Annotated in this window: 26 protein-coding genes, 3 pseudogenes and 2 riboswitches; of the genes and pseudogenes, 15 read left to right on the forward strand and 14 right to left on the reverse strand. The window is 65.2% G+C overall.

Going from position 1 to position 22,561, the window contains the following annotated elements; genetic code table 11:
- Positions 1 to 28 precede the first annotated feature (28 nt).
- Positions 29 to 466 carry a type II toxin-antitoxin system RatA family toxin gene (locus MI302_RS07845; protein WP_015717586.1) on the reverse strand — a complete coding sequence of 146 codons (438 nt, stop codon included), beginning with the start codon at positions 464 to 466 and terminating at the stop codon, positions 29 to 31.
- A gap of 9 nt (positions 467 to 475) precedes the next feature.
- The gene (locus tag MI302_RS07850) at positions 476 to 916 is read right to left on the reverse strand and encodes a regulatory protein RecX (RefSeq protein WP_126178430.1); all 441 of its coding nucleotides are present in this window, start codon (positions 914 to 916) and stop codon (positions 476 to 478) included.
- A 17-nt stretch (positions 917 to 933) separates the two neighbouring features.
- Between MI302_RS07850 and MI302_RS07855 the strand changes: the two genes are divergently transcribed.
- From MI302_RS07855 to MI302_RS07875, 5 genes and pseudogenes are all read left to right on the forward strand, one after another.
- Positions 934 to 1,620 (forward strand): metallophosphoesterase, encoded by a 687-nt coding sequence (locus MI302_RS07855; protein WP_038029614.1) that lies wholly within the window; start codon positions 934 to 936, stop codon positions 1,618 to 1,620.
- 4 nt (positions 1,621 to 1,624) lie between these two features.
- Positions 1,625 to 1,903 carry an Lrp/AsnC family transcriptional regulator gene (locus MI302_RS07860; protein ID WP_019550662.1) on the forward strand — a complete coding sequence of 93 codons (279 nt, stop codon included), beginning with the start codon at positions 1,625 to 1,627 and terminating at the stop codon, positions 1,901 to 1,903.
- 11 nt (positions 1,904 to 1,914) lie between these two features.
- Entirely contained in the window at positions 1,915 to 2,463 is a 549-nt protein-coding gene (locus MI302_RS07865; protein ID WP_019550661.1) for a CPBP family intramembrane glutamic endopeptidase, read from the forward strand.
- Positions 2,464 to 2,649: 186 nt separating this feature from the next.
- A pseudogene (locus tag MI302_RS07870) lies at positions 2,650 to 2,955 on the forward strand (serine protein kinase); the annotation flags it as partial.
- A pseudogene (locus MI302_RS07875) lies at positions 2,954 to 3,559 on the forward strand (SpoVR family protein); the annotation flags it as partial. The pseudogenes MI302_RS07870 and MI302_RS07875, both read left to right, overlap by 2 nt.
- Here MI302_RS07875 and MI302_RS07880 read toward each other — a convergent pair.
- Genes MI302_RS07880 through MI302_RS07890 form a run of 3 tightly spaced genes read right to left on the reverse strand, consistent with a single transcriptional unit; the run spans position 3,556 to position 5,412 of the window.
- Positions 3,556 to 4,347 (reverse strand): TlpA disulfide reductase family protein, encoded by a 792-nt coding sequence (locus tag MI302_RS07880; RefSeq protein WP_239725394.1) that lies wholly within the window; start codon positions 4,345 to 4,347, stop codon positions 3,556 to 3,558. The pseudogene MI302_RS07875 and the gene MI302_RS07880 sit on opposite strands and share 4 nt — an antisense overlap.
- On the reverse strand, positions 4,347 to 4,721 hold the full coding sequence (locus tag MI302_RS07885; RefSeq protein WP_239725395.1) for a rhodanese-like domain-containing protein: 375 nt from the start codon (positions 4,719 to 4,721) through the stop codon (positions 4,347 to 4,349). The genes MI302_RS07880 and MI302_RS07885 overlap by 1 nt, the downstream gene beginning before the upstream one ends.
- 1 nt (position 4,722) lies before the next feature.
- On the reverse strand, positions 4,723 to 5,412 hold the full coding sequence (locus MI302_RS07890; protein WP_239726513.1) for a thioredoxin family protein: 690 nt from the start codon (positions 5,410 to 5,412) through the stop codon (positions 4,723 to 4,725).
- A gap of 167 nt (positions 5,413 to 5,579) precedes the next feature.
- Between MI302_RS07890 and MI302_RS07895 the strand changes: the two genes are divergently transcribed.
- From MI302_RS07895 to MI302_RS07910, 4 genes are read left to right on the forward strand one after another with little or no spacing between them, the layout of a single operon-like run.
- On the forward strand, positions 5,580 to 7,016 hold the full coding sequence (locus MI302_RS07895; RefSeq protein WP_239725396.1) for a rhodanese-like domain-containing protein: 1,437 nt from the start codon (positions 5,580 to 5,582) through the stop codon (positions 7,014 to 7,016).
- Positions 7,017 to 7,076: 60 nt separating this feature from the next.
- The gene (locus MI302_RS07900) at positions 7,077 to 7,736 is read left to right on the forward strand and encodes a rhodanese-like domain-containing protein (protein WP_038029631.1); all 660 of its coding nucleotides are present in this window, start codon (positions 7,077 to 7,079) and stop codon (positions 7,734 to 7,736) included.
- Positions 7,733 to 8,494, forward strand: coding sequence for a sulfite exporter TauE/SafE family protein (locus MI302_RS07905; RefSeq protein ID WP_239725397.1), 762 nt, complete (start codon positions 7,733 to 7,735; stop codon positions 8,492 to 8,494). Before MI302_RS07900 ends, MI302_RS07905 begins: the two co-directional genes overlap by 4 nt.
- A gap of 9 nt (positions 8,495 to 8,503) precedes the next feature.
- Complete coding sequence (locus tag MI302_RS07910) at positions 8,504 to 9,352, forward strand: carbon-nitrogen hydrolase family protein (protein ID WP_126217314.1); 849 nt, start codon at positions 8,504 to 8,506, stop codon at positions 9,350 to 9,352.
- Here MI302_RS07910 and MI302_RS07915 read toward each other — a convergent pair.
- The gene (locus tag MI302_RS07915; protein ID WP_126203337.1) at positions 9,347 to 10,264 is read right to left on the reverse strand and encodes a peptidylprolyl isomerase; all 918 of its coding nucleotides are present in this window, start codon (positions 10,262 to 10,264) and stop codon (positions 9,347 to 9,349) included. The genes MI302_RS07910 and MI302_RS07915 overlap by 6 nt on opposite strands.
- A 13-nt stretch (positions 10,265 to 10,277) precedes the next feature.
- On the opposite strand from MI302_RS07915, the gene hemE reads away from it, so the two are divergent.
- The 6 genes from hemE (at position 10,278) to MI302_RS07945 (ending at position 16,552) form a co-directional block, all read left to right on the forward strand.
- Positions 10,278 to 11,309, forward strand: coding sequence for a uroporphyrinogen decarboxylase (gene hemE / locus MI302_RS07920; RefSeq protein WP_239726514.1), 1,032 nt, complete (start codon positions 10,278 to 10,280; stop codon positions 11,307 to 11,309).
- Positions 11,306 to 12,259, forward strand: a complete 954-nt coding sequence (gene hemH, locus MI302_RS07925; protein ID WP_239725398.1) for a ferrochelatase — start codon at positions 11,306 to 11,308, stop codon at positions 12,257 to 12,259. The genes hemE and hemH overlap by 4 nt, the downstream gene beginning before the upstream one ends.
- The gene (gene hemG, locus MI302_RS07930; protein ID WP_239725399.1) at positions 12,247 to 13,629 is read left to right on the forward strand and encodes a protoporphyrinogen oxidase; all 1,383 of its coding nucleotides are present in this window, start codon (positions 12,247 to 12,249) and stop codon (positions 13,627 to 13,629) included. The genes hemH and hemG overlap by 13 nt, the downstream gene beginning before the upstream one ends.
- A 40-nt stretch (positions 13,630 to 13,669) precedes the next feature.
- Positions 13,670 to 14,722 carry an integrase core domain-containing protein gene (locus MI302_RS07935; RefSeq protein WP_239725400.1) on the forward strand — a complete coding sequence of 351 codons (1,053 nt, stop codon included), beginning with the start codon at positions 13,670 to 13,672 and terminating at the stop codon, positions 14,720 to 14,722.
- 84 nt (positions 14,723 to 14,806) lie between these two features.
- Positions 14,807 to 15,840 (forward strand): IS630-like element ISTth6 family transposase gene (locus MI302_RS07940; RefSeq protein WP_239725401.1). Its coding sequence is split into 2 segments (ribosomal slippage): positions 14,807 to 15,296 and positions 15,296 to 15,840, totalling 1,035 coding nucleotides; the frame shifts between segments, so codons are not numbered across the junction.
- A gap of 8 nt (positions 15,841 to 15,848) precedes the next feature.
- Positions 15,849 to 15,933, forward strand: a riboswitch (cyclic di-GMP riboswitch).
- 60 nt (positions 15,934 to 15,993) lie between these two features.
- Positions 15,994 to 16,079, forward strand: a riboswitch (cyclic di-GMP riboswitch).
- A 62-nt stretch (positions 16,080 to 16,141) separates the two neighbouring features.
- The gene (locus tag MI302_RS07945) at positions 16,142 to 16,552 is read left to right on the forward strand and encodes a hypothetical protein (protein ID WP_239725402.1); all 411 of its coding nucleotides are present in this window, start codon (positions 16,142 to 16,144) and stop codon (positions 16,550 to 16,552) included.
- Here the strand turns inward: MI302_RS07945 and MI302_RS07950 are convergent.
- From MI302_RS07950 to MI302_RS07985, 8 genes and pseudogenes are all read right to left on the reverse strand, one after another.
- Complete coding sequence (locus MI302_RS07950) at positions 16,535 to 16,846, reverse strand: metal-sulfur cluster assembly factor (protein WP_239725403.1); 312 nt, start codon at positions 16,844 to 16,846, stop codon at positions 16,535 to 16,537. The genes MI302_RS07945 and MI302_RS07950 overlap by 18 nt on opposite strands.
- Complete coding sequence (locus MI302_RS07955; protein ID WP_126187064.1) at positions 16,843 to 17,994, reverse strand: hypothetical protein; 1,152 nt, start codon at positions 17,992 to 17,994, stop codon at positions 16,843 to 16,845. The genes MI302_RS07950 and MI302_RS07955 overlap by 4 nt, the downstream gene beginning before the upstream one ends.
- A gap of 66 nt (positions 17,995 to 18,060) precedes the next feature.
- Positions 18,061 to 18,906, reverse strand: coding sequence for a protoglobin domain-containing protein (locus MI302_RS07960; protein WP_126247535.1), 846 nt, complete (start codon positions 18,904 to 18,906; stop codon positions 18,061 to 18,063).
- Positions 18,903 to 19,340: a hypothetical protein gene (locus MI302_RS07965; RefSeq protein WP_019550646.1), complete on the reverse strand. Its 438-nt coding sequence runs from the start codon at positions 19,338 to 19,340 to the stop codon at positions 18,903 to 18,905. Before MI302_RS07965 ends, MI302_RS07960 begins: the two co-directional genes overlap by 4 nt.
- On the reverse strand, positions 19,340 to 20,158 hold the full coding sequence (locus MI302_RS07970) for a DUF2249 domain-containing protein (protein ID WP_239725404.1): 819 nt from the start codon (positions 20,156 to 20,158) through the stop codon (positions 19,340 to 19,342). Before MI302_RS07970 ends, MI302_RS07965 begins: the two co-directional genes overlap by 1 nt.
- The gene (locus MI302_RS07975; RefSeq protein ID WP_126177379.1) at positions 20,131 to 20,349 is read right to left on the reverse strand and encodes a DUF2249 domain-containing protein; all 219 of its coding nucleotides are present in this window, start codon (positions 20,347 to 20,349) and stop codon (positions 20,131 to 20,133) included. The genes MI302_RS07970 and MI302_RS07975 overlap by 28 nt, the downstream gene beginning before the upstream one ends.
- A 96-nt stretch (positions 20,350 to 20,445) precedes the next feature.
- On the reverse strand, positions 20,446 to 21,777 hold the full coding sequence (locus tag MI302_RS07980) for an MFS transporter (protein ID WP_239725405.1): 1,332 nt from the start codon (positions 21,775 to 21,777) through the stop codon (positions 20,446 to 20,448).
- Positions 21,771 to 22,541: pseudogene (locus tag MI302_RS07985) on the reverse strand (nitrate/nitrite transporter); the annotation flags it as partial. The gene MI302_RS07980 and the pseudogene MI302_RS07985, both read right to left, overlap by 7 nt.
- Between the last annotated feature and the right edge of the window lie 20 nt (positions 22,542 to 22,561).

Here is a 22,561-nt window from a genome sequence, read left to right on the forward strand (position 1 = left end):
TGGTAGAGCAAAAGGGCCCTATGTGCAACTAGGAAGCCAGAACCCGTTCCTCCAGGCCCTTAAGAAGGCTTTCTATGTTCTCCTGCATGAGCTTTTGCACCAGCTTCTGCAAAAGCCCCCCGAAGATGGGGATGGTGAGCTCATAGGTCAGGCTCAGGACCACCCGGGTCCCCTCCCCCTCCGGCAGGAAGACCCAGGTGCCCTCGTACCGGTCAAAATCCCCTTCCGGGGAGTAAAAGCGGTTCCTTAGGTTCTGGTCGTCCCACTCCTCCTCCTCCAGCCAGCGCACCTTCTTGCCCATGGCCACCGCCACCCATTCGCTTCGGGTGCGGTTTCCCTCCTGGGAAAGAACCTTTAGGCTTTCCACCTCCTTGAGGTAGGGCTTCAAGCCCTCCAGGTCCTTGGCCAGGGCATACACCTTTTCCGCTGGCGCCTTGATCAAGCGTTCCGCGCGCACCTCGGGCATGGGCTCTTTTTACCCGCTTTCCTCCTCCTTGACAAGCCGGTAGGCCTCTAGGGCCACGGAAAGGGGGAAACCCCGGCCCCGAAGGAAGCGCACCGCCTTGGCCTTGTCCTGGCGGCGGGAGTAGCGGCGGAGGACCTTAAGCGCCGCCTCCAGGCTCTCCTCCTCCCCATAGGCGGCAAGGACTTCCTCCACCACCTCCTCCGGCACCCCCTGGGCTTTCAGGAGAAACCGGAGCTTATGGGGGCCGTACTTCCGCCTGCTGGCCACGAAGGCTTCCGCAAAGGCCCGGTCGTCCAGATAGCCCAGCTCCTCGAGGCGGGCCAGGGCTCCTTCCACCTCCCCCTCGGGAAAGCGGCCGAGAAGCTTCTCCCGCAGGCGGGCCCGGCTCATGGCCCTTTGGGAGAGGAGCCTTAAGGCATAGGTCAGGGCCTCAGCCTTTTCCATACCCATAGGGTACGCTAAAGCCCATGCGGGTCTTCGCCATCGCCGACCCCCACCTCTCCCGCCTGCACTCCAAGCCCATGACCATCTTCGGCCCCAACTGGCAGGGCCACCCGGAGGCCTTCTTCCGGGGCTGGCGGGAGGTGGTGGCGGAGGGGGACCTGGTGATTGTGCCTGGAGACATCTCCTGGGCCATGCGCCTGGGGGAGGCCCTGCCGGACCTCCTGGACCTGGCCGCCTTGCCCGGCAAAAAGGTGCTCCTGAAGGGGAACCACGACTACTGGTGGCCCTCCATAACCCGCCTGAGGGCCGTTTTGCCCGAGGGCATGTACGCCCTGCAAAACGACGCCCTGGTCTTGGATGGGGTGGCGGTGGCGGGAAGTAGGGGCTGGCAGTATCCCCCCGCCACCCCGGAGGACGAGCGGATCTTCGCCCGGGAGGTGGAGCGGCTCAAGCTCTCCCTACAGGACCTCAAGGGCAAACCCTACCGCCACCTGGTGGTGGCCTTCCACTTTCCCCCCTTCGGCCCCAAGGGGGAAGCCACCTCCCTTCTGGAGCTGGCCGCGGAGGCCAAGCCCCAGGCCATCGTCTACGGCCACCTGCACGGGGCCGACCCGGAAAAGCTTCCCAAAGAGTACCGGGGCATTCCCCTCCACCTGGTGGCCGCCGACGCCCTGGCCTTCCGGCCCAAGCTGATCCTGGAGGTAGGATAAAGGGGTGATCACCGCCTTCGTACTCATCCGTGCCCGCGGGGACCGGATCGCCACCCTGGGCGAGGCCATCGCCGAACTCCCCCAGGTGGCCGAGGTCTACTCGGTTACAGGCCCCTTTGACCTGGTGGCCCTTTTGCGCCTGAAGGACCTCGAGGAACTGGACGATGCCGTCACCCAGGGGATCCTGGCCCTGGAAGGAGTGGAGCGCACGGAAACCCTCCTGGCCTTCCGCGCTTACCCCAAGAAGCTCCTGGACCAGGGCTTCGCCCTGGGCGGGGAGTAGGCCTTAAGGCCTTGGTTCCCCCACCCCTGGGCTTCCTCCTGGCCCTCCAAGGAGGGCTACTCCTCCTTGGGGCTTCGGGCATGCTCCTCTTGGGCCTTCCCTTCGGCCAGGCGGGTCCCAAGGAGCTCTTCTATGCCCTGGGCCTCTTCCTGGCCTTGGCCGCTTTGGAAGAAGCCTTCCGGCACCTTTTCCCCGCTTCCTTCCGGGAGGCGGAAAACCTCCACCGGGCCTTGGGAGAAGCCCTGCGCCGGGCTGGGGTAGGACCCGCGGTCCTCCTTCTCCTCGCCCTCCTTTCGGGGGTGGCCGAGGAAGTCTTCTTCCGGGGCCTTCTGCAAAGCCTCCTCATGGCCTGGCTGGGGCCCTCGGGGCTCTTCCTCCAGGCCCTGGCCTTCGCCCTCCTTCACCCCGCCCCCAGGCGGGCCCTCGCCTACCCCGTATACACCGGGCTTGCCGGGCTCCTTTTCGGGCTCACCTACCTTCTCACCGGAAGCCTTCTCCCCGGCATCCTGGCCCACTTCCTCCACAACGCCCGGGGGTTCTACGAGATCTCAAGAAGCTAGGGAAGCTTAGCGCAAATCCCCTTCCCCGGCTAGAACCAGGGCCACATTCTCCGCCCAGAACCTGCTACAATAAAGGCAAAGCTATCAAAAGCCGTCCCTGGCCGGTATGAAGGAGGGCGTCCATAAACGAACTGGAGCGCATCCGTCGCCGTCAAGACCTCGAGGCCTACCGGGCCCTGAGCTGGGGGGGACATCAACTACCGCAAGGTGGCCATCTACGGCTCCGACTCCGACCCCAGGGCCTTCAACTTCGACGGGGAACTCAACATCGCCAACCGGGGCCTGGTGGAGTTCATCGAGATCCTCAAGCTGGACGTGACCTTCCTCTACGACCTCCTCACCGCCAGCCAGGAGCACAAGATCAAGTCCAAGAAGTTCGCCCAGACGGATATAGATGAGATTGTGCTTGGGCACAGGAACGAGCCTGAGTACCGAAAGCTCCAGGCCAACGAGTACATGGAGGCCCTCCGGGACCGCACCATCAAGATCGACGGGCTGGGCCACCTACTGGCACACCCGCCTCCTCCTCCCCCTCCTCTCCCCGGAGGAAGCCCTGGAGTTCGCCGAGCTCCAGGCCGGGCTTCTCGCCCCACACGGCTTTAACCCTTACCGCCTGGGCTACCTGCTCCTAAAGGAGGTGGAGGAACGCTGGGATAAGGGGCGGTTCGGCCCCGAGTACGAGGCCCTGCCCCTAGGGGAGCGGCTCACCTACGAGAGGCCCACCGGCCTGGGGCTCAAGCAGCTTTTCCAGGTGCGCACCGTCCACACGGACCTGAGCTTCCTGGATAGCTTCCTGACCCCCGAGTTCGCCCTCAGGCAGAGGCTCCTCAACCCCGAGGACCTTCCCCGCTTCACCGAGGCCAAGAAGGCCCTCCTCTTCCGCCTCACCAACGGGAGCTACCCCATCGTGGAGCTGGTGGACGCCAACTACGGGAACCGGGGAGAGCTCCTTCTGGAACACGCCTACGAGGGCGTGGAGCTGGACCTGAAAAAGACCCAGGCGGTGCTGGAGAACCTCTACCGCCTGTGGGGCCGGCCGGTGCACCTGAAGACAGTGGTGGGGGAAAAGGAAACCCTGCTTTCCGCGGGAAGCTAGCGCAAAACCCGGAGGTAGCCCAAAAGGAGGGCCTCGGAAAGCTCCCCCAGGTGCCGGGCCACCAGGCGCCCCTCCCGGTCAAAGAAAAAGGTGGTGGGAAGGCCCTGGGTCTTCAGGACCTGGGAAAGCTGGGTTTCCGGATCCAGGAGAACCCACTCGGGGGCCAGCTTCTCTCCCTCTAAAAAGCTCCGCACCACCGCCGGTCCCTCCCCCTGGCTGGCGAAGGCGAAGCGCACCTCGGGGTGCTCCTGGCTCAGGCGCACCATCATGGGTAGTTCCCGCCGGCAAGGAGGGCACCAGGTAGCCCAGAGGTTCAGGACCAAAGGCTTCCCCCGGAAGTCCTGGAGGTTCACCGGGGTACCCCCCAGGGTGGCGAGGGTGACCGAGGGCAGCCGCACCTCCTCCCCCCCTCGCCTCTGCACCTGGAAGACCCCGAAGACCAAGCCTGCCGCCAGTGCGGAGAACAAGGCATACCGCCAAAGGGTCTTGGGCAAAGCCATCAGCGTGTACCCTCCCGCAGCCAGGATACCCCAAAGGGGAGTAAAACCTCCTTGCCAAACGTAAAGGACGGAAAGGGGATCCCGGGTAAAGACCGAAGCGTTTTCCAGCACAAAGCCAAGCCGCGCCCCCACAAAGCCCAGAAGAATAGCATTGTACGCCCAAGGGGCCAGCCGCCGGTCCACCCGACGTGCCGCCACCTCGGCCACCGCCACCAGGGCCAAAAGGGCCAGGAACACCTGGAACCTGACCCAGGGGATGGCGAAGGGTCCTACCTGTACCGCATCCATCAGCGAACCAGAGGAAAACCCGCCCTTTCAATGGCCAAAACCCCGCCCTCCAGGTTGTAGAGGTTGGTGTACCCCTTTTTCTTCAGGTACTCCGCTGCCTGGCGGCTGCGGTTGCCGCTACGGCAGTAGAGGTAGACGGGCTTGTCCTTGGGGAGCTTGTCGGCCCAGGCGGCGATCTCCTGAAGGGGCAGGTTTACCGCGCCCGGCACGTGGCCCTGGGCGAACTCCTGGGGGGTGCGCACGTCCACCACCCAGGCCCCGGACTCGAGGGCCCGGTAAAGCTCTCCTGGATCCACATCCTGGTAGCTCCCCTTGGACCCACAGGCCGCAAGGACCAGGAGGGCGAAAAACCCAACAAGCGCCCGGCGGGTCATGTTAGGCGCTCACCCCCACGGCCTTGCGAATGGCCTGGAGGAACTGGGAAAGGGGCTGGGCCCCGAGAATCCTTTCCTTGCCGTGGTTCACGATGGTGTCGGGAACCCCGTGGATGTGATAGCGGCTGGAAAGCTCGGGAAACTCGTTGGCCTCAATCATCTCGCCCCACACCTTGGGGGAAGCGTAGGCCAGGCGATGGGCCGTGCGCACCGCCTGCGGGCAGTAGGGGCAGGTGGGGGTGACGAAGACCTGGAGCACCACCTCCTCGGGGAGGTTGTTGAGCTCCTCCACCACGTTTTCCGGCAGGCCGTGGCCGTCGCGGCCCAGCATCTCGATGTCCTCGAGGAGGCTTGCGAACTCGTACCCCGCCGGGATCCCCCGGTAGCGGAGGTTAATGGCCTCCGAGCCCTTCTCCCGGAGGATCAGGGTGGGGGCGGCCTCCACCTTGTACACCTGGGCCTTTTCCTTCCCCTCGGGGGTGGCCAGGTCGTAGACCACCAGGTGCAGCTTATCGGAAAGGGCGGAAAGCTCCTCCAGAAGCTGCTTGGTCTCCTTGCAGTACAGGCAGGGCTCCTTGCCCGGGGCGATCAGGGTGGAGGTGTCGGTGAAAAGCACCATCTCCACATCCCGCATCAGGCTGGAAAGCCTCTCGCGCACGATCTCTTGCTCCTTGGGTCCCAAAAGCGCCATGCTTACCTCCAGAATACCCCAGTAGGGGTACATCCAGGTCCTCACCATATCAAAAAAAGGTTTCCCGGGATAGAGCCTTCCTTCACGTTCGCGTGCCTTGACACCATTACCCCCCATGGGTATACTGACCCCCTGAGGGACAAAGCTCCCTCGCTGGAGGTGAAGGGATGATCTTCCGCCAAATCTACGAGGAAGGCCTAGCGCAGATGAGCTACCTTCTGGGCTGCGCCGCCACCGGGGAGGCCTTGGTGGTGGACCCTAGGCGGGACGTGGACGTCTACCTGGAGCTCGCCCAGAACCTGGGCCTCCGCATCACCGCCATCGCCGAAACCCACATCCATGCCGACTACCTCTCGGGGGCCAGGGAGCTGGCCAAGGCCACCGGGGCCACCCTTTACCTCTCCGACGAGGGGGATGAGAACTGGAAGTACAAGGGGCTGGAAGGGTTCTCCTATGTCCTTCTCAAGGATGGGGACGAGTTCAGGGTGGGAAACATCCGCATAAAGGCAGTGCACACCCCCGGCCACACCCCGGAGCACATCTCCTTTCTGGTGGCGGACGGGGCGGTAACCGACGAACCCCTCCTCTTCCTCACCGGGGACTTTGTCTTCGTGGGGGATATCGGCCGGCCCGATCTCCTCGAGGAGGCCGCCGGGATCAAGGGCACCGCCTTGCCCGGGGCCCGGCGCATGTTCCAAAGCCTTAAGGAGAAGTTCCTGACCCTTCCCGACCACGTGCAGGTCTGGCCTGGGCACGGGGCCGGCTCCGCCTGCGGCAAAGCCCTGGGGGCCCTTCCCGCCACCACCGTGGGCTACGAGAGGCGGCACGCCTGGTGGGCGGAATACCTGGAGAGGAACGATGAGGAGGGCTTCGTAAAAGCGCTTCTCGCCGGTCAGCCGGAAGCCCCCACCTACTTCAAGGAGATGAAGCGGCTGAACCGGGATGGCATGCCCATCCTGGGGGGTATCCCGCACCCGGGCCGCCTCACCAAGGCCCAGTTTGACCGCTACCTGGGAGAAGGGGCCATCCTGGTGGACACCCGGGACAAGTTCGCCTTTGCGGGAGGCCACATGCCGGGATCCATCAACATCCCTGCGGGGAAGAACTTTTCCACCTGGGCCGGGTGGCTCCTTCCCTACAACCGGCCCCTCATCCTCCTGGCCCATCCCTCCGAGGTGGAGGCCCTGACCCGGGCCCTGATCCGCATTGGCCTGGACGAGGTGGTGGGGTACATCCCAGGCCTTTCGGGGTATGCGGAAGGGGAGCTGGAAACCGTACCCCAGATTACCGCCAAGGAGGCCCATGCCCTTTGGCAAAAGGGCGAGGCGGTCATCCTGGACGTGCGGGGCCGGGACGAGTACCTGGCGGGGCACATCCCCGGCGCCCTGAACATCCACGCGGGCCGCGTCCTGGCCCACCTGGACAAGCTCCCCAAGGACAAGCCCCTCATCGTCCACTGCGTGGGTGGGGACCGCTCCAGCACCGCCATCAGCGCCCTCCTGTCCCATGGCTTTAGGAATGCCTTGAACCTCACCGGGGGGATCAAGGCCTGGCAGGAAGCCAGCTTCCCGGTGGAGAAGGGCGAGGAGCTGGTAAGCGCCTGAGTGTAGCGCCGGGGAACTGGGGTTCTGCCCCAGTCCCCCAAACATCCCAAGGAGGTAAACATGTACGAAGCCGAGGTCAAGGACCTGAGCCCAGAGGAAGCCAAAGAGCTCTACGACCAGGGCGTGGCGTTCATCGATGTGCGGGAGGTGGAGGAGTACGCCCAGGCCCGGATTCCCGGGGCAGGCCTAGTGCCCCTTTCCGAGTTCATGGCCCGCTACGGGGAGATCCCCAAGGACCGGCCCGTGGTCCTCTACTGCCGCACGGGAAACCGCTCCTGGCAGGCGGCCGCCTGGCTCACCGCCCAGGGCTACGGGAACATCTACAACCTCGAGGGGGGCATCGTCCGCTGGTACAGGGCAGGCCTCCCCGTGGACACCAGCCCGGTGGAGGTGGGCTACACCGCCACCCCGTACCAGGAGGTGGGCCCCCACGAGGCGGAAAAGCTTTTGCAGGAAGCCTTGGTGGTGGACGTGCGGGAGCCCTGGGAGTACGCCGATGGACACGTGCCCGGAGCGGTGAACATCCCCCTCTCCTCCCTGCCGCAAAGGCTTAAGGACCTGCCCAAGGACCGGCCCATCCTCCTGGTCTGCAACTCCGGGAACCGCTCGGGGGTGGCGGCGGACTTCCTGGTGGGCCAGGGCTTCCCCGGGGAACGGGTGTACAACCTCGAGGGGGGCACCTACGCCTGGATGGGCGCGGGCTTGCCGATCGAGCGATGAGTCTGGCCCTTCTTGGCGCTCTTCTCATCGGGGTTTCCCTGGGGCTACTGGGCTCAGGGGGGTCTATTCTTACCGTGCCCGTGCTGGTCTACCTCCTGGGGGAGCCTCCCAAGCAGGCCATCGCCGAAAGCCTCCTCATCGTGGGAGGGATCGCCCTTCTGGGAGCCCTGCCCTACGCCCTAAGGGGCCTGGTGGACTGGCGCAACGTGCTCTTCGTCGGCCTTCCGGGCATGGCGGGCACCTACCTGGGGGCCTGGCTTTCCCGCTTCGTTTCCGGGGAGGTGCAGCTTCTCACCTTCGCCCTGGTGATACTTCTTGCCGCCTACTTCATGGCCCGGCCAAGCCCCCTAAGGGCCGAGGGCAAAGGGTGCCGCAAGCCCTGGAAGATCGTCCTGGACGGGCTAGCGGTAGGGGCCCTCACCGGCTTCGTGGGGGTGGGCGGGGGCTTTCTCATAGTGCCCGCCCTGGTCCTTTTAGGACGGCTTCCCATGCACCTGGCCATCGGAACCAGCCTCTTCATCATCGCCCTCAAGTCCTTCGCCGGCTTCTACAAGTACCTGCACCTTCTGCCCGAGCTGGGCCTGGCCGTCAACTACGGGGTGGCCCTCCTCTTCGTTGGGGTGGGAACCCTGGGAAGCTTCCTGGGTAGCCGGCTGGCGGTGCGGCTACCCCAGGGGGGCCTGCGGCGGGGGTTTGCCCTTTTCCTGGTGGCCATGGGGGCCTTCATCGTGGCCCAGAGCCTGGCCCAGGGGCATTAGACTGAAGGGGTGCGCTTCCGCACCCTCTTGGCCATCCAGGCGGAGGTCAAGCCGGACTTTTATCGCACGGAGGAGGCCTTCCGGGAGCGGGTCTTCTCCTTGCTGGAAAGCCTCGAGGGCACTTCCTCTCCCCGCCTGGTTGCCTTCCCGGAGCTCTTTGGGCTTCCCCTCCTCCTCCACCTGGAGGGGGATTTTCATCCCAGGGACCTCCTGAAAAACCCCCTTCTCCCCTGGAGGCGGGCCCGGCGGGCCTACGGGGTTTTCCAGCAGGTAATGGCGGAGGCCGCCCGGGCCTTCAGCACCTATCTTCTGGCGGGCACCCTGCTCTCCCCGCCCTACGAGGAGGAGCTGGCCCGGGGGCGGTTCGCCCGCACGCCCCTTTTTCAGAACCTCGCCCTTTTCCTCAACCCCGAAGGCCGCTTGTTGGCCCAGGTGCCCAAGATGGAACTCACACCCCCTGAGCGCTGGCTCAGGCGGGGCACCTTCGGCCCCCACCTGGTGGAAACCCCGGCAGGCAGGGTGGGCATCCTCATCTGCCTGGACGGCTTTTTCGAGCGGTACCTGGCCCGGCTGGACGCCCTGGAGGCGGAGGTTCTCCTGCAACCCTCCGCCAACCCCGCCCCCTGGGACCGCCCCTGGCCCTGGGATGGATCCCGAAGGGAAGGGGAGGTCTGGAGGGCTTCCGCCCAGGAGAGGCTTGTGGGCCGGGAACACCTCCGGCTCCTCCTGAACCCCATGCTGAACGGCGAGATTCTGGGCCTCACCTTTGAGGGGCAAAGCGGCATCTACGCCCCCGGGGAGGCCCTAGCCTTGGCCCCTGCCCCAAGGGGGGATGCGGCCCTCCTCCTAACCCTATAGGCGCTCGGGGAAAAGGGTGATGGGATAGGGGCGGATCAGGAACTTGACCAGCCTTTCCCAGGCCTTGTCCTTCACCCCCTGGGCCAGCTCCTCCGCCACCTCCTCCAAGGGGTAGCGGCCCGGGGGTACCAGCCTTTCCAGGAGGATCACGTGGAAGCCAAACTCCGTCCCCAGGGGAGGGGAAACCTCCCCGGGCTTCAGAGCCAGCAGGGCCTTTTCAAAGGCGGGGATGTAGGTGCCTTCCGGCTCGCAGCCGAGATCCCCCCCGGCTTCCTTGGAGCCCGGGTCCTGGGAAACCTCCTTGGCCACCTGGGCGAAGGCCTCCCCCTTGGCCAGGCGGGCCAGGACCTCCTTGGCCGCCTCGAGGGTGGGCACCAGGATGTGCCGGGCGCAGTAGAGGGCGGGGTGGCGGTACTCCGGGGAAAGGAGCCAAAGGGCCTTCAGGGCCGCTGGGGAAACCTTAAGCTCCATGCGGTAATGGGCTTCCAGAGCCTCGAGGGCCATGGCCTCGGCCAGGAGGGTGCGGTAGGTGGCCAGGTCGGGCACCCCTGCCCCTTCCAGGGCCTTCCGCAGGGCCTCCTCCTCGGGAAAGGCCTTCACGAGCTCCGCCACCTGGGCCTCCACGCTGTCGGGTAGGGGCCAGAACCCCTGGCGCCTGGCCAGCAAAAGAAGCGCCCGCTCCTCCGCCAGGGCCTCCAGGTATGGAGCCCGGTACTGAGCCAGGAGGGCGCGGGTTTCCTCCGAGTCGGGGAGGCCAAGCTGCCGGAGTGCGCTTTTGGCGAAGAGGCCAAAGCGCATCTCAAACTGGCTTCTTGTAATGCTTTCGGGCCCCACCTGGGCCACCACGGGGTCCTCCTGGGCCAGGGCTAGGGGGGCAAGGGCCAAGGAAAGGGCGAGGAAAAAGGCGCGCATGCCCCATGCTACCATGGGGGGCGTGAACGACCTCATCCTGAGGGCCGCCCGAGGCGAGCCCACCTCGAGGCCCCCCGTCTGGTTCATGCGGCAGGCGGGGCGCTACCAGAAGGAGTACCAGGAGATCCGGCGGCGCTACACCCTACCGGAGATCGTGCAGAACCCCGAGGTCTGCGCCGAGGTGACCCTTCTTCCAGTGAAACAGCTTGGGGTGGATGCCGCCATCCTCTTCGCCGACATCACCACCCCCCTCTACGGGATAGGGGTGGAGCTGGACCTGGTGGAGGGCAAAGGCCCCGTCATCCACCGGCCCATCCGGGACTCCAAGGGGGTGGAGGCCCTAAGGCCCCTGGAGCCGGAGGAGGCCGTGCCCTTTGTCCTGGAAACCATACGGCTTTTGAAGGGGGAGCTTAAGGTACCCCTTATCGGTTTCGCCGGGGCCCCCTTTACCCTGGCCAGCTACCTTATAGAGGGGGGGCCGAGCCGCCACTTCCAGGAGGTCAAAGCCTTCATGTACCGGGAGGAAGCCCTTTGGCACCGGCTATTGGAAAAGCTAACCGAGGCCATGGCCCGCTACCTGAAGGCCCAGGTGGAGGCGGGGGCCGATCTCCTCCAGGTCTTCGACTCCTGGGTGGGGGCCCTATCCCCCGCGGACTACCGGCGGTACGTGAAGCCCCACATGACCAGGCTCTTCCAGGAGCTAAGGCCCCTTGGGGTACCCGTGATCCACTTCGGGGTGGGGACCATGGGCCTTCTTAAGGAGATGCAGGAGGCCGGAGGGGACGTGATGGGCCTGGACCACCACACCCCCCTTCCCTGGGCCCGGGAGGCGCTGGGGCAAACCCCCATCCAGGGCAACCTGGACCCCGTGGTCCTCTTCGCCCCCAAGGAGGTAATCCGGCGGGAGGTGGAAAGGATCCTTGCGGAAAACGCTGGCCGGCCCGGGCACATCTTCAACCTGGGCCACGGGATCCTGCCCGGCACCCCGGTGGAACACGTGCGCTATGTGGTAGAACTCCTCAAGGAAAAGGAGGAAGCAGCATGAACGTACTCCTCATGGCCTACGGCACCCCCTACACCCCGGAAGAGATCGAACCCTACTACACGGACATCCGCCGGGGAAGGCGTCCTTCCGAGGAGCTGGTGAGGGAGCTGGAAGAGCGCTACCACGCCATCGGCAAAAGCCCCCTGAACGAGATCACCCTGGTTCAGGCCATCAGGCTCCAGGCGCTTTTGAACCTCGAGGCCCCCGCCTACCCCAAGCGCCTCCTGGGCCCCTTCGGCCCCCGCATCCCCCAGGGGCCGGCCCGGGTCTACGTGGGCACCAAGCACTGGCATCCCTCCATCGGGGAGGCCGTCGCCACCATGCACGAGGATGGGGTGAGGCGGGCGGTGGCCATCGTGGCCGCCCCCCATTACTCCCTAAGGAGCGTGGCGGAGTACCAGGAGAAGGTGGAAGCCGCCCTAAAATCCCTCCCCGAGCCCATCGAGATGGTCTGGGTGGAAAGCTACGAGGCCCATCCCAGCCTGATTGCCGCCTACGCCAGGAGGCTTGAAGAGGCCATATGGCGGCTTAGGGAGCCCAGGAAGGCCGCCTACGTCTTCACCGCCCACTCCATCCCCCTCTCGGCGGTGGAACGGGGCGACCCCTACCCCCGGCAGGTGGAGAGGACGGCGGAGCTCATCGCCAAGAGGCTTGCCCTGCCCCGCTTTAGCGTGGCCTACCAGTCCGCAGGGCGCACCCCCGAGCCCTGGCTTGGCCCCGACATCAACGAGCACCTTAAGTCCTTGAGGGAGGAGGGCTTTGAGGAGGTGGTGGTCCAGGCGGTGGGCTTCCCCGCCGACCACCTGGAGGTCTACTACGACCTGGACCTCGAGGCCCAGGCCACCGCCCAGGAGGTGGGATTAAGGCTCATCCGGGCCCGGAGCCTCAACGCCGATCTGGACTACATCCAGGTGCTTAAGGAGCTGGTGGAGGCAGCGTGGCTCAGGTAGCCGTGGTGGGAGGAGGATGGGCGGGGCTTTCCGCCGCCTTGGCCCTGAAGGAGGCGGGGGTGGACTTCCTCCTCCTGGAGGCAAGCCCCCGCCTGGGGGGCAAGGTGCGCACCCACAAAGGGGAGGGCTTCTTAGTGGAAGGGGGGCCGGACGCCAGCGTGCGCTACAAGAAGGAGGTCCTGGAGCTTAGCGAGCGCTTCGGCCTCACGCCCATCGGCACCCTTCCCGCCAAGCCCGCGGCCTACATCCTGCGCAAGGGAAAGGCCCACCCCCTCCCCGAGGGGCTTCTGCAGATCATCCCGGGGGACCTCAAGGGGCTCTCCCGCACCTCCCTCCTCTCCTTTTCCGGGAAGCTCAGGGCCCTATACGACCTTTTCCTCCCCCGGGGGGCCAAGGAGGACGAGAGCCTGAAGGAGTTCGTGGAACGGAGGCTTGGCCCCGAGGTCTTCGCCGCCCTGGTGGCACCCCTGGCGGGAGGCATCTATGGAGGGGAACCCGAGGAACTCTCCATGCGGGCGGCCTTCCCCCAGCTTTTGGACCTGGAGCGGAAGCACCGAAGCCTCATCCTGGGGGCCATGCGGGCGAAAAAAATGCGGGGAAGCCGGGAAGGGGGAAGCCTGTTCTTTTCCTTCCAAGAGGGGCTTTCCGCCCTAACGCGGAAGCTTGCCGAGGAGGTGGTGGAAAGAATCCTCCTGGCCACCCCTTTATTAGCCCTCGAGCCCCTGGGTGGCCGGTACCGCCTCCACACCCCCAGGGGACCCCTGGAGGTGGAGGCAGTGGTCCTGGCCACCCCCGCCCCCATGGCGGCCCACCTCCTAAGGCCCTTCCTCCCCGAGGCCACGGCCCTTCTCAAGGGGATTCCCCACACCCCGGCGGCCACGGTGAGCCTGGCCTTTAACGAAGCGCTTCCCGTATTGGGGCATGGCCTCCTCATCGCCAAGGGGGAGGGCTACAGGGCCAGGGGGTTTACCTGGACGCACCAGAAATGGCCCGGGAGGGCCCCGGAGGGGTTCAGCCTGGTGCGGGCCTACTTTTCCGGGGAGGTGGCCAGGCTTTCCGAGCCGGAGCTTGCCCGGGTGGCCCTCGAGGACCTCCGCCGCTTCCTGGGCCAGGAGGTGCGGGCGGAACGCACCTTTGTCTTCCGCTTCCCCGAGGGCATGCCCGCCTACCGGGTGGGGCACCTGGAGCGGGTGGAGCGCCTGGAGATGGCCCTCCTCAAGGCTCCGGGCCTCTTTCTGGCGGGGAACTACCTCATGGGGGTCGGCCTCCCCGAGGTGGTGGGCTCGGGGAGGAGGGCCGCGGAAAGGGCCCTCGCCTACCTGGCCCTGGCCCCTGAACCCGGACAGACACATGTGAGACTGGACGAGTAAAAATGTGGGGACCACTCCAGAAGAGAGGGGGTCCCCACGGATGCAGCTTACCACGGTTGGCAAAGAGGTTTTGCGGGGAGCGCGGAAGGCCCGGGAACTCCAAGAGGCCGGGGCCGGCGATCCCACGGTTCAGGACCGCTTACGGAAGCTCAAACAGGTGGAGGCGCTCAGGAAATACCGGGTGGGCTGGCCCGAGATCCAGGAGCTTTTGGGGATCAGCCGGGCCACCTATTACCGCTGGCGGAAACGCCTCAAGGAAGAGGGCCTTGCCGGTCTTAAGCCTCGGTCAAGACGTCCTCAGCGCTTGCGGCGGAGGATTTACTGGTCTTCGGATCTGCTGATCCGGGTGGAAGCCCTAAGGAAGGAGAACCCCACCTGGGGCCGCTGGCCGATTTGGCTGACCCTAAGGAAGGAGGGCTTTGCGGTGAGCGAGCGCACCGTGGGGCGGATCCTGGCCTACCTTGAAGGGAGCGGACGCGTGGAGAGCGTGGCCAGTTTTTTGGCCAGGAGGGGAAGGGGAAAGGGAAGGGGAAGGCCAAGGAGGCCCTATGCGCAAAGGAAGCCCAAGGGATACGAGGTGGGTCACCCTGGCGACCTTATCCAGGTGGATACCCTCACCGTGACCCTGGGCCCTGGGGAGAGGATCCAGCACTTCTCGGCCGTCGACCTCTTCACCCGTTTCTCCCTTGCGGAAGTCCACACCCGAGCCACGGCCAACCTGGCGGCCAGCTTTCTTGCCCGCCTGATGGTGCGAGCGCCTTTTCCTATTCGTGCGGTGCAGGTGGATGGGGGCAGCGAGTTTATGTCCGATTTTGAGGAGGCCTGTGAACGTTTGGGCGTTAAGCTCTTCGTTCTTCCTCCGAGGAGCCCCAAGCTCAATGGTCACGTGGAGCGGATGCAGCGGACCTTTAGGGATGAGTTCTACACACGACCGTTGCCTTCACAGATCCCCGAGCTCCAAAGGGAGCTTGACGCCTACCTGGACCACTACAACCGCCGGCGACCCCACCGGGCCTTGGGGGGCCTGGCCCCTTTAGAGTACCTGGCTAGAATACGGGGGGAGGCGGTCCCCACAGAGTCTCAAATGTGTTGACCGACTACAGGGGCTTTCCCTAAAGCGGCCCCTGGGGTATCCTAAGGCAAGGGGCGCTAAGTGCCAACCCCTTATCATCTCAACATGGCGGCCCCACTTCGGATCCAGCTGACCCCTGAGGAGGACCGGCTCCTCCTGGAGCTCTCCCTGGACCCAAGGACCCACAAGAAGACCCGCCTGTGGGCCATGATGGTCCGCCTGGCGGCCGAGGGCTGGACCGCCCCAAAGATCGCCCAGCACTTCCACAAGGACCGCACCACGGTCTACCTCGTCCTCCGGCGCTTCGTGAGGGAGGGTCTCCAGGGCCTCGCCTACCGCAAACCCCCGGGAGCTCCCAGGAAGTTCACCCCCGAGATGGCCGCCTTCGTGGAGGAAAGGCTGGCCGAGGATAGGGTCTGGACCGCCCCGCAGCTTGCGGCAGCCCTAGCCGAGCGCTTCGGGGTCCGCCTGGCCCCCAAGGTGGTGGCCCGGCACCTGAGGGCCATGGGGTACGTGTGGCGACGGACGCGGTACGTGCCTCCGGGAAAGCCCACGGAGGAAGAGGTGAAGGCTTTCGCGGAGGAGGAAGAGGAAGCAAAAAGGGGGCGGAGGAGGGGGTGATGGAGGTGGGGTACCTGGATGAGAGCGGGTTTTCCCTGACCCTTCCCCCTACCTACGCCTGGGGTCGGAGGGGGGAGGCCAAGGGGGTGCCCCGGGCCTGGGGTTCCCGGGGGCGGGTGAACGTGGTGGGGCACTTGGTGCGGGGACGGGAGGGGGAGCGGCTTTTCTTTGCCCTTTTGGAGGGGCCGGTGCGGTGGGAGGTGGTGCGGGGGTATCTGGACCGGGTGGCCGAAGGTTTAGCCAAGCCCCTGAAGGTGTTCATGGACAACGCGCCCTTCCACCGGTCCCGGGAGGTGGAGGGGAGGAAGGAGGCGTGGCGGGAGCGGGGGCTTATGGTGGCCTACCTGCCGCGGTACAGCCCGCATCTGAACCCCATGGAGAGCGTCTGGCGGCGGGTGAAGGGGTTCCTGATGCCAAGGCGGCACTACGGGAGCGTGGAGGAGCTTAAGGAGGCGGTGGCGCAGGCCCTGAAAGCCCTGGGGGGTGTGGAGTTGAAAATCTTGGGGGAGGGTACTTAGCCCCCCAAAGGCACCTCGGAGGCGAGGAAGCCTGCCCTGCAATCTGGGCGCCTGGGGCAGGTGGAGCCAGTGGCGCAACCGGCCGAGGGCGGTTGGGGTTTACCCTTCTTTTCCCTCTGCCGGCCAGGCGCCCAGCCTGGCCCTAAGGTTTTTAGGGCGTTCGGAGGCGAGGAACCGTGAGTCCCAAGATGGGCGCCAAGGGACACGGGGAGCCAGTGGCGCAACCGGCCGGACGCATGGGCTTGCCCCTTTCCTCAACCCCCGCCCCTGCTCCCCGGAAGCCCCTAAGGAGGGGGGGAGCATGCGGGCGTGGATCCTAGGGGTTTTCCTTCTGATAAGCCCTTGGGCCGCCGCCCAGAGCCCCATAGACCACACGGTGAGCCTCCGCATCCCGCCGGTGGCCTACCTGCGCCCGGAGGGAGCGAGAGGAGAGGCCGCTTCAGCCCTGGAGCTGGGGGCTGGCCTTCATGGGGTCCGCCTCCTGGCCAACACCCGGTGGACCCTCTCGGTGGAGGTACGGGGCGAGGCCGTGCTGGCCTCGAGGCCCTTAGCGGAGGGGCTTCACCTTTTCCTGGGCCAAGGCTCCCTTACCCTGACCCTCTGGGTTCCCCCGGGAAGCAAGGTGCGGCTAGAGGTGGAGGTGGGCCCCCCTACGCCCCAGGCCCCGGGAAAAGCCCTTTCAGAGCCCGGATCGTTAGATCCATCCCAGTAGGCGGCGGGCTTTTTCCGAAAGCCTCTCCGGGGTCCAAGGAGGCTCAAAGGTGATCTCCACCTCCACCTCCTCCACCCCGGGAAGCCGGGAGAGGGCCTGCCGCACCGCATCCCCCATGCTGTCGTGCAAGGGGCAGCCCGGGGTGGTGAGGGTCATGCGCACGTAGGCCCGGGGGGGCTCCACCACCAGGTCGTAGACCAGGCCCAGGTTAACCACGTCCAGGCCAAGCTCCGGGTCGTAGACCATCTCCAAAAGCGACCACGCCTGCGCCTCCAGCGGGTTCCTCGCCGTCATCGCCGCATCACCTCCCAAAGGGCATAAACATGGGGGAAAACCCCCAAGAGGTAGACCCAGCCCGCCCCGGGAAAGAGGGGAAAAAGGAAGGCCCCTAGGGCCAACAAGGCCCCTGCCCCATACCCCGCCCCTTCCGGGAGCATTTCCTTCAACAGGGGCACCTTTTCCTTTCCTGCCCTTGGGGCATACCGGTGGGTCCAGACCAGAAAGGGCAGGATCTTGTAGAGCATCCCCGTGACCACCAGCCCCACGAAGCCCAAGGCAAACCAAAGCGCTGCCCATACGGGGTTAAAGGGCAGGGCCAAGAGGGCCAGGCCCAGGAAGAGGAGGCCAAGGAGGTAGTGCCGCACCCCGATATCCAGGGCTTTTTTCATGCGGTTTTTGAGGATGCGCCAGGTGTCGTAGAGAGCCAGGGCGTAGGAAAGAAGAAGAAGGAGATAGCCCAACCTCTCCCCCATGGCCAAACCTAGAAACCCAAGATTGGCCGCAAAGAGGAGAAGCCCCAGAACCCGCTCGTCCACCCCGTGGGTGAGGGTGAACATGGAAAGGAGCTTGTAGCCCACGCCCAGGATGGAAAGGAGGAAAACCCCGCCCAAGCCCGCAAGGAGGTGCCAGGTGAGCCTTTCCGGGTCGTAAAAACCATAGCGCTGGGAAAGAGCCTGCAAAAGCCCTAGAAAGGGGGTGAGGACCAGGTAGAAGACCACCCAGGCCAAGGCGGTGGCCACCCGGTTCCAGCGGGGAGCCTGGCGGAAGGTGAGGTAGACGTGGTAAGCGAAGAAAAGAAGGGCAACCAGGACCAAGCCCCCACCCCAGGGCACAAGGGAAGGAACCCAGGCGAAGCCCGAGGCCAGGAGGACTACCCCCAGGCTCCAAAGAACCATCACCGGATACCCCCACCCCGGGCGGTAAAGGGGAGTCTCCAGGACCACCGGCAGAAGCTGGTGCATGGCCCCAAGGAGCACCCCCACCCCGAAGCCCAGGAGGAAGAGGTGGGCCCCGGCCAAGCCCAAAGGGTGCCGGGGAACGGCAAAGGCCTCGGGATGGAGGGCAAATAGGAGGCTTGCCGCCAGGAAAAAGGCTTCTCCCAGGAAGACAAATCCGGCGGGGATGGAAAGGGGAATCACGCGGTTATGGGCCGTGACCAGCATCGTCTTAATCCTGAGCCTGCTGCCCGGGATTAGCCATGATCCAGGTCATGGCCACCCCCTGGGCGGTCAGCGGCCCGGGGGCAGAAGGGTGAGGAGGTCCCCTTCCCGCAAAGGAGTGGCCAGGCCCTCGAGGTAGCGCACATCCCGGCCGTTGAGAAGCACCGCCCAGCGGGGCCTGAGCCGCCAGAGGGTCTTGGGCTCCAGCCAAAGCCCCACCTCCTCCTCGGCGGCCAGGGCCTCGAGGGCAAGGTCCCTTAAAGCAGGGTTCACGGCAAAAGCCTTGAAGAGAGCTTCCCCCACGCCTCCCGCCCGCAAGGCGAGGGGCCTGGGCAAGGCAGGGTGGGCCAGGCCCAAGGCCTGAAAGCGCACTGCCACCTTCCCCTCCCTGAGGGCAAGGGCGGCGTCAAACCCTTTCCGCATCACCTCCTCCTGGACGGAAAGGTAGACGAGCCAGGGGCGCACATCCCGCACCCTCTCCGCCACATACCGCCCCACCTGGGCGAAGGAAAGCCCCACGTACTCAGGGGGGATCAAGGCCCCCTTGGGGCCCAAGCCTCCGTGCCAGAGGCCCGCCCGGTACACCTCCCGGGCGAACTCCGCCGAGGTATCCACCCCGATGGTGCGGGCCAGCCAGGCGGAGAAAAAGGCCCGCCTTGTGTAAAGCTCCTCCTCCGGCACCCTTCCCTCCCAGCCCAGGGCCCGGGCGGTGCCGGGGTGGCGGCTTAGGTGGTCGTAAACCCCAGCCACAAAGGAAGCCGCTTCCTCAAGGAGCCTTTCCGCATCCAGGCGCATGGCCCTCTTCTCCTCCTCCCCAAGCCCGCCAAAGGCGAGAAGGTCGGCAAAGACCTCCTCGGGCAGGGGCGGAAGATCCAGAACAAGGGCTTCCTCAGGCCGTGAGGACACCTGCTTCATCCTCCCCTCCGCTCCCGCTCCTCCCGAAGCCGCCGCAGCATCTCTGCCGTCAGCACCCGCCTCCCCATGGCGTGGGCGAAGACCAAGGTGGCGAGGACCTGCAAGACCCCGGAAACCCCAAGCCAGGGGCGGAGGCCTGCGTGGCCTGAAAGGGAAAGGGGCTCGAGGACAAGCCGCAGGAGGAGCCCAGTGTTTAAGAGGACGAAGGTGATCCCTTCCAGCCGATCCTGGCGGAGCCCACCCGGCCTCGGCATCATCCAGTAGGCCACCCCCATGACCATCTGCAGGAAGAAGCCCACGAGGCCAGCGTGCACATGGCTTGGGCGGAAGGGACCGACAAGCCCCGGAAAGAGGTAGAAGAGGGTGCCGAGAAGGGCAGTATAGACCAGGTAAACCAGGGCCGCCCGGATGAAGAGATAGTGCCAGAAGCCCACTAGCCCCCCTTGCGGATAAGGAGCTTGACCCTCCCCGGGCCCAGGTCCTTGAGGGCGTAAGCATGCCCCTCCTCCTCCAGGCGGGCCAGGAGGTGGACGGGCCTGCGCACGTGGTGGACCAAAAGCTTCTCCCCCGGCTTAAGGGAGGCCAGGGCCTCGAGGACCCGCATCATGGGGAGAGGGGGTTCCAGGTTCTCCTCGATGGTCACCTCAGCCTGGACCTCTTCCCAATCAGCCTCGGTAAGGGGAGGTGCCTTGGCTAGCCCCTTTTCTGCCGCCGTGCCTTGGCGGTAGAAGTGGGCCCGGTAGTGGCGTTCCCCAACCTTCTCGCACCAGGCGAGAAACCCCTGCTTGGCCAGCACCCGGTAAAGGGGGATGGGCTCAAAGAGTACCTCTAGAACCAGCCTTTCCCCCGGCTTCACCTCCCTGGCCGCGGCCAGGATGCGGGAAAAGGGTTCCCCGCCCGCCTCGAGGATGGGCCGCACGTCTAGGTGGAAGCCCACCGGGGCGGCAAGCCAAGGGGGGGGAGGGGTCCCGAGGAGGCTTTCCGCCCCTCCCCCACCTCCCGGAGGAGCTCCCTCCTTCCCCAGGGCCCGGTTGAGGCGGGCCACCAACTCCTCCGGCTCCAGCCCCCCGATCCTCGCCGCCTGGGCCACGGTCACCAAAGCCGGCATGGTGCGGCGGAGGAGGGGGTTTCTAAGCTTCTGGAAGGCAGGGCTCGCCTCCACCAGAACCTCGAGGAGATGGGGCCAGCGGGCGAGAACCTCCGCCACCTTCATCCCGGGGTGCACTACCTCTTCCCGATCCGCACCCGCCATACCTCGGGGCCCTCCTCCAGGTAGGTCCAGTCCACCTGCCCGGGCCTTTCCGCCATGAGCTGGTAGTAAAGGGGCTTAGGGTCGTGGTCGTTGATGAGGACAAAGGCCTCGCCCGGGGCCAGATCGTCAAAGACACGGAAAATCCTCGGGTGCCTCTCCCTAGGGGGAATCTCGCGTACGTCCAGCTCCATACCGCCTCCAGTTTCCCAGGCCTCGGGCGAGGTAGCCATGACCTGGATCAAGGCGAGTCCCTGGGCGGGGCTTTCCCACCCAGGGACTTTCCCACCTCAGCAGGGCTTCTCTGCCCCCTTGCGGGCATAATAATACCAATTCAGAAAGAGATTAAGGGCATAGAAGACCATGAGTCCGTAGAAGAAGGCGGTGAAGCCCCCGGTGGCCTTCTGGGTGTAGCCCGCCAAGGCAGAAAAGATGAAAGGCCCGTAGGCGGCGATGGCCGCGGTCCAGCCGATGACCCCTCCCGCCTGGCGGGGCGGGAAGATCATGGGTATCTGCTTAAAGGTGCTGGCGTTCCCCACCCCGCTGAAGAAGAAGACCAGGAGCATGGCCAGGAGAAAGAGAGGGAACTGGTCCAATGAGGTGGGCCGGGTGAAGAGGGTCACCAACAGAGCAGAAAAGAAAATGCCAATGGCAGACACCTGGGTAACGATAGCCCCACCAAAGCGGTCGGAAATGGGACCGGCAATAATGCGGGCCAAAGAGCCCACCAAGGGCCCCAAGAAGGCATACTTCAAGGGATCCGGGGCCCCGTCAAACTTCCCGTAGACCTCCCCGATCAAGAGGGGAAAGATGGCGGAAAACCCGGAGAAGGAGCCGAAGGTCATGATGTAGAGGCTGGTCATGACCCAGGTGTGCTTGTCGCGGAAGATGTCAAACTGCTCACGAAGGTTAGCCCGGACCGGAACGCTTCTCAAGTACACCCAGGCCAGCCAAGACCCCACCAGCACAAAGGGCACCCAGATAAAGGTGGCGTTTTGCAGCCAGATGGGCTGGGACACCCCGGGCTTGGGGGTGAAGGTTTGGGGCCCGCCCAGGAGGGAACCAAAGAGGGCGAAGCCGATGACCCAGGGGGTCACGAACTGCACGATGGAAACCCCAAAGTTTCCGATGCCCGCCTGCAAGCCCAAAGCCGTCCCCTGGAGGCGCTTGGGGAAGAAGTAGCTGGTGGAGGGCATAAAACCGGAAAAGTTCCCCCCGCCGATCCCCGCCAGGAAGGCCAGAAGCAGGAGGATCCAGTAGGGGGTGTCCGTCTTCTGCACAGCAAAGCTCCAGCCCAGCAAGGGTATGAGCAAGAGCAGGGTGGAAAAGGTCACCAGGTGCCGGGTGCCCAAGATGGGCGGCAGGAAGGTCCAGATGATGCGCAAGGTCCCCCCCGCCAACCCCGGCATGGCCGTGAGCCAGAAAAGCTGCAGGGTGGAAAGCTCAAACCCCACCTTGGGCAGGCGCACCACCAGGGCGCTCACCACGAACCAGGTGATGAAGGCCAGGGTGAGGTTGAAGGTGGTGATCCAAAGGGTGCGCCAGGCCAAGGCGGGATCCCAGCGCTTGGGGTCCTCCGGGTTCCACTCGGGAATCCAGGTATCCTTGTAGGTCTTCAGCATGGGCGGTCCTCTTTCAGTTCAAAATCGTTTCTTAGGTGCTTGGCCTCCTGCTGCAGGAGTTGCAACACGGTGAGGTGCATCCAGAGGAAGCTGATGGCCGTTAAGAGGAAAAGCACGAAGAAGGTCATCTGGGGGAGGCCCGTCCAGGCCTGGGCGTAGGCAAAGAGGGGTGGCAGGAAGAAACCTCCCAAGGCCCCCAGCATCCCCACCAGGCCCCCCACCGCCCCCACGTCCCTGGGGAAGTAAGTAGGGATGTGCTTGTAGACTGCCGCCTTGCCAATCCCCATCCCCACGCCGACCAGGAAGACCAAGAAGGTGAAGAGCCAGACGTTCATGGTGAACTGCATGACCTCCTTGGTCCCCCCCTTGGTGTAAAGGACGATGTGCCCCTCGGGCATCATGAGGACACCAGTGGCCAGCAGGATGATGCCAAAGGTCCAGTACATGACCCGCCGGGCCCCAAGGCGGTCGGAAAGGTAGCCCCCAAGGGGCCTCAAGAGGCTTGCGGGGAAGATGAAAAGGGCGGTGAGGAGGGCGGCTTCATGAAGGGGCAGGCCGAAGACATCCACGTAGTACTTGGGAAGCCAGGCGCTTAGGGCCACGTAGGCCCCAAAGACCACCACGTAGTAGAGGCTGAAGCGCCACACCCGTACGTACTTAAGGGGCGCCAGCATCTCCAAGAAAGGCCTCCCCTGCCCCGGGCGCTTATCCTCTCTGGGGGTACCGAACCACATGAGGAAGCCCATGAGCACCAAAAGCACCGCGTCTCAGTACACGTCAAAAC

The organism is Thermus sp. NEB1569 (assembly GCF_022385295.1).
Classification (GTDB): domain Bacteria; phylum Deinococcota; class Deinococci; order Deinococcales; family Thermaceae; genus Thermus; species Thermus scotoductus.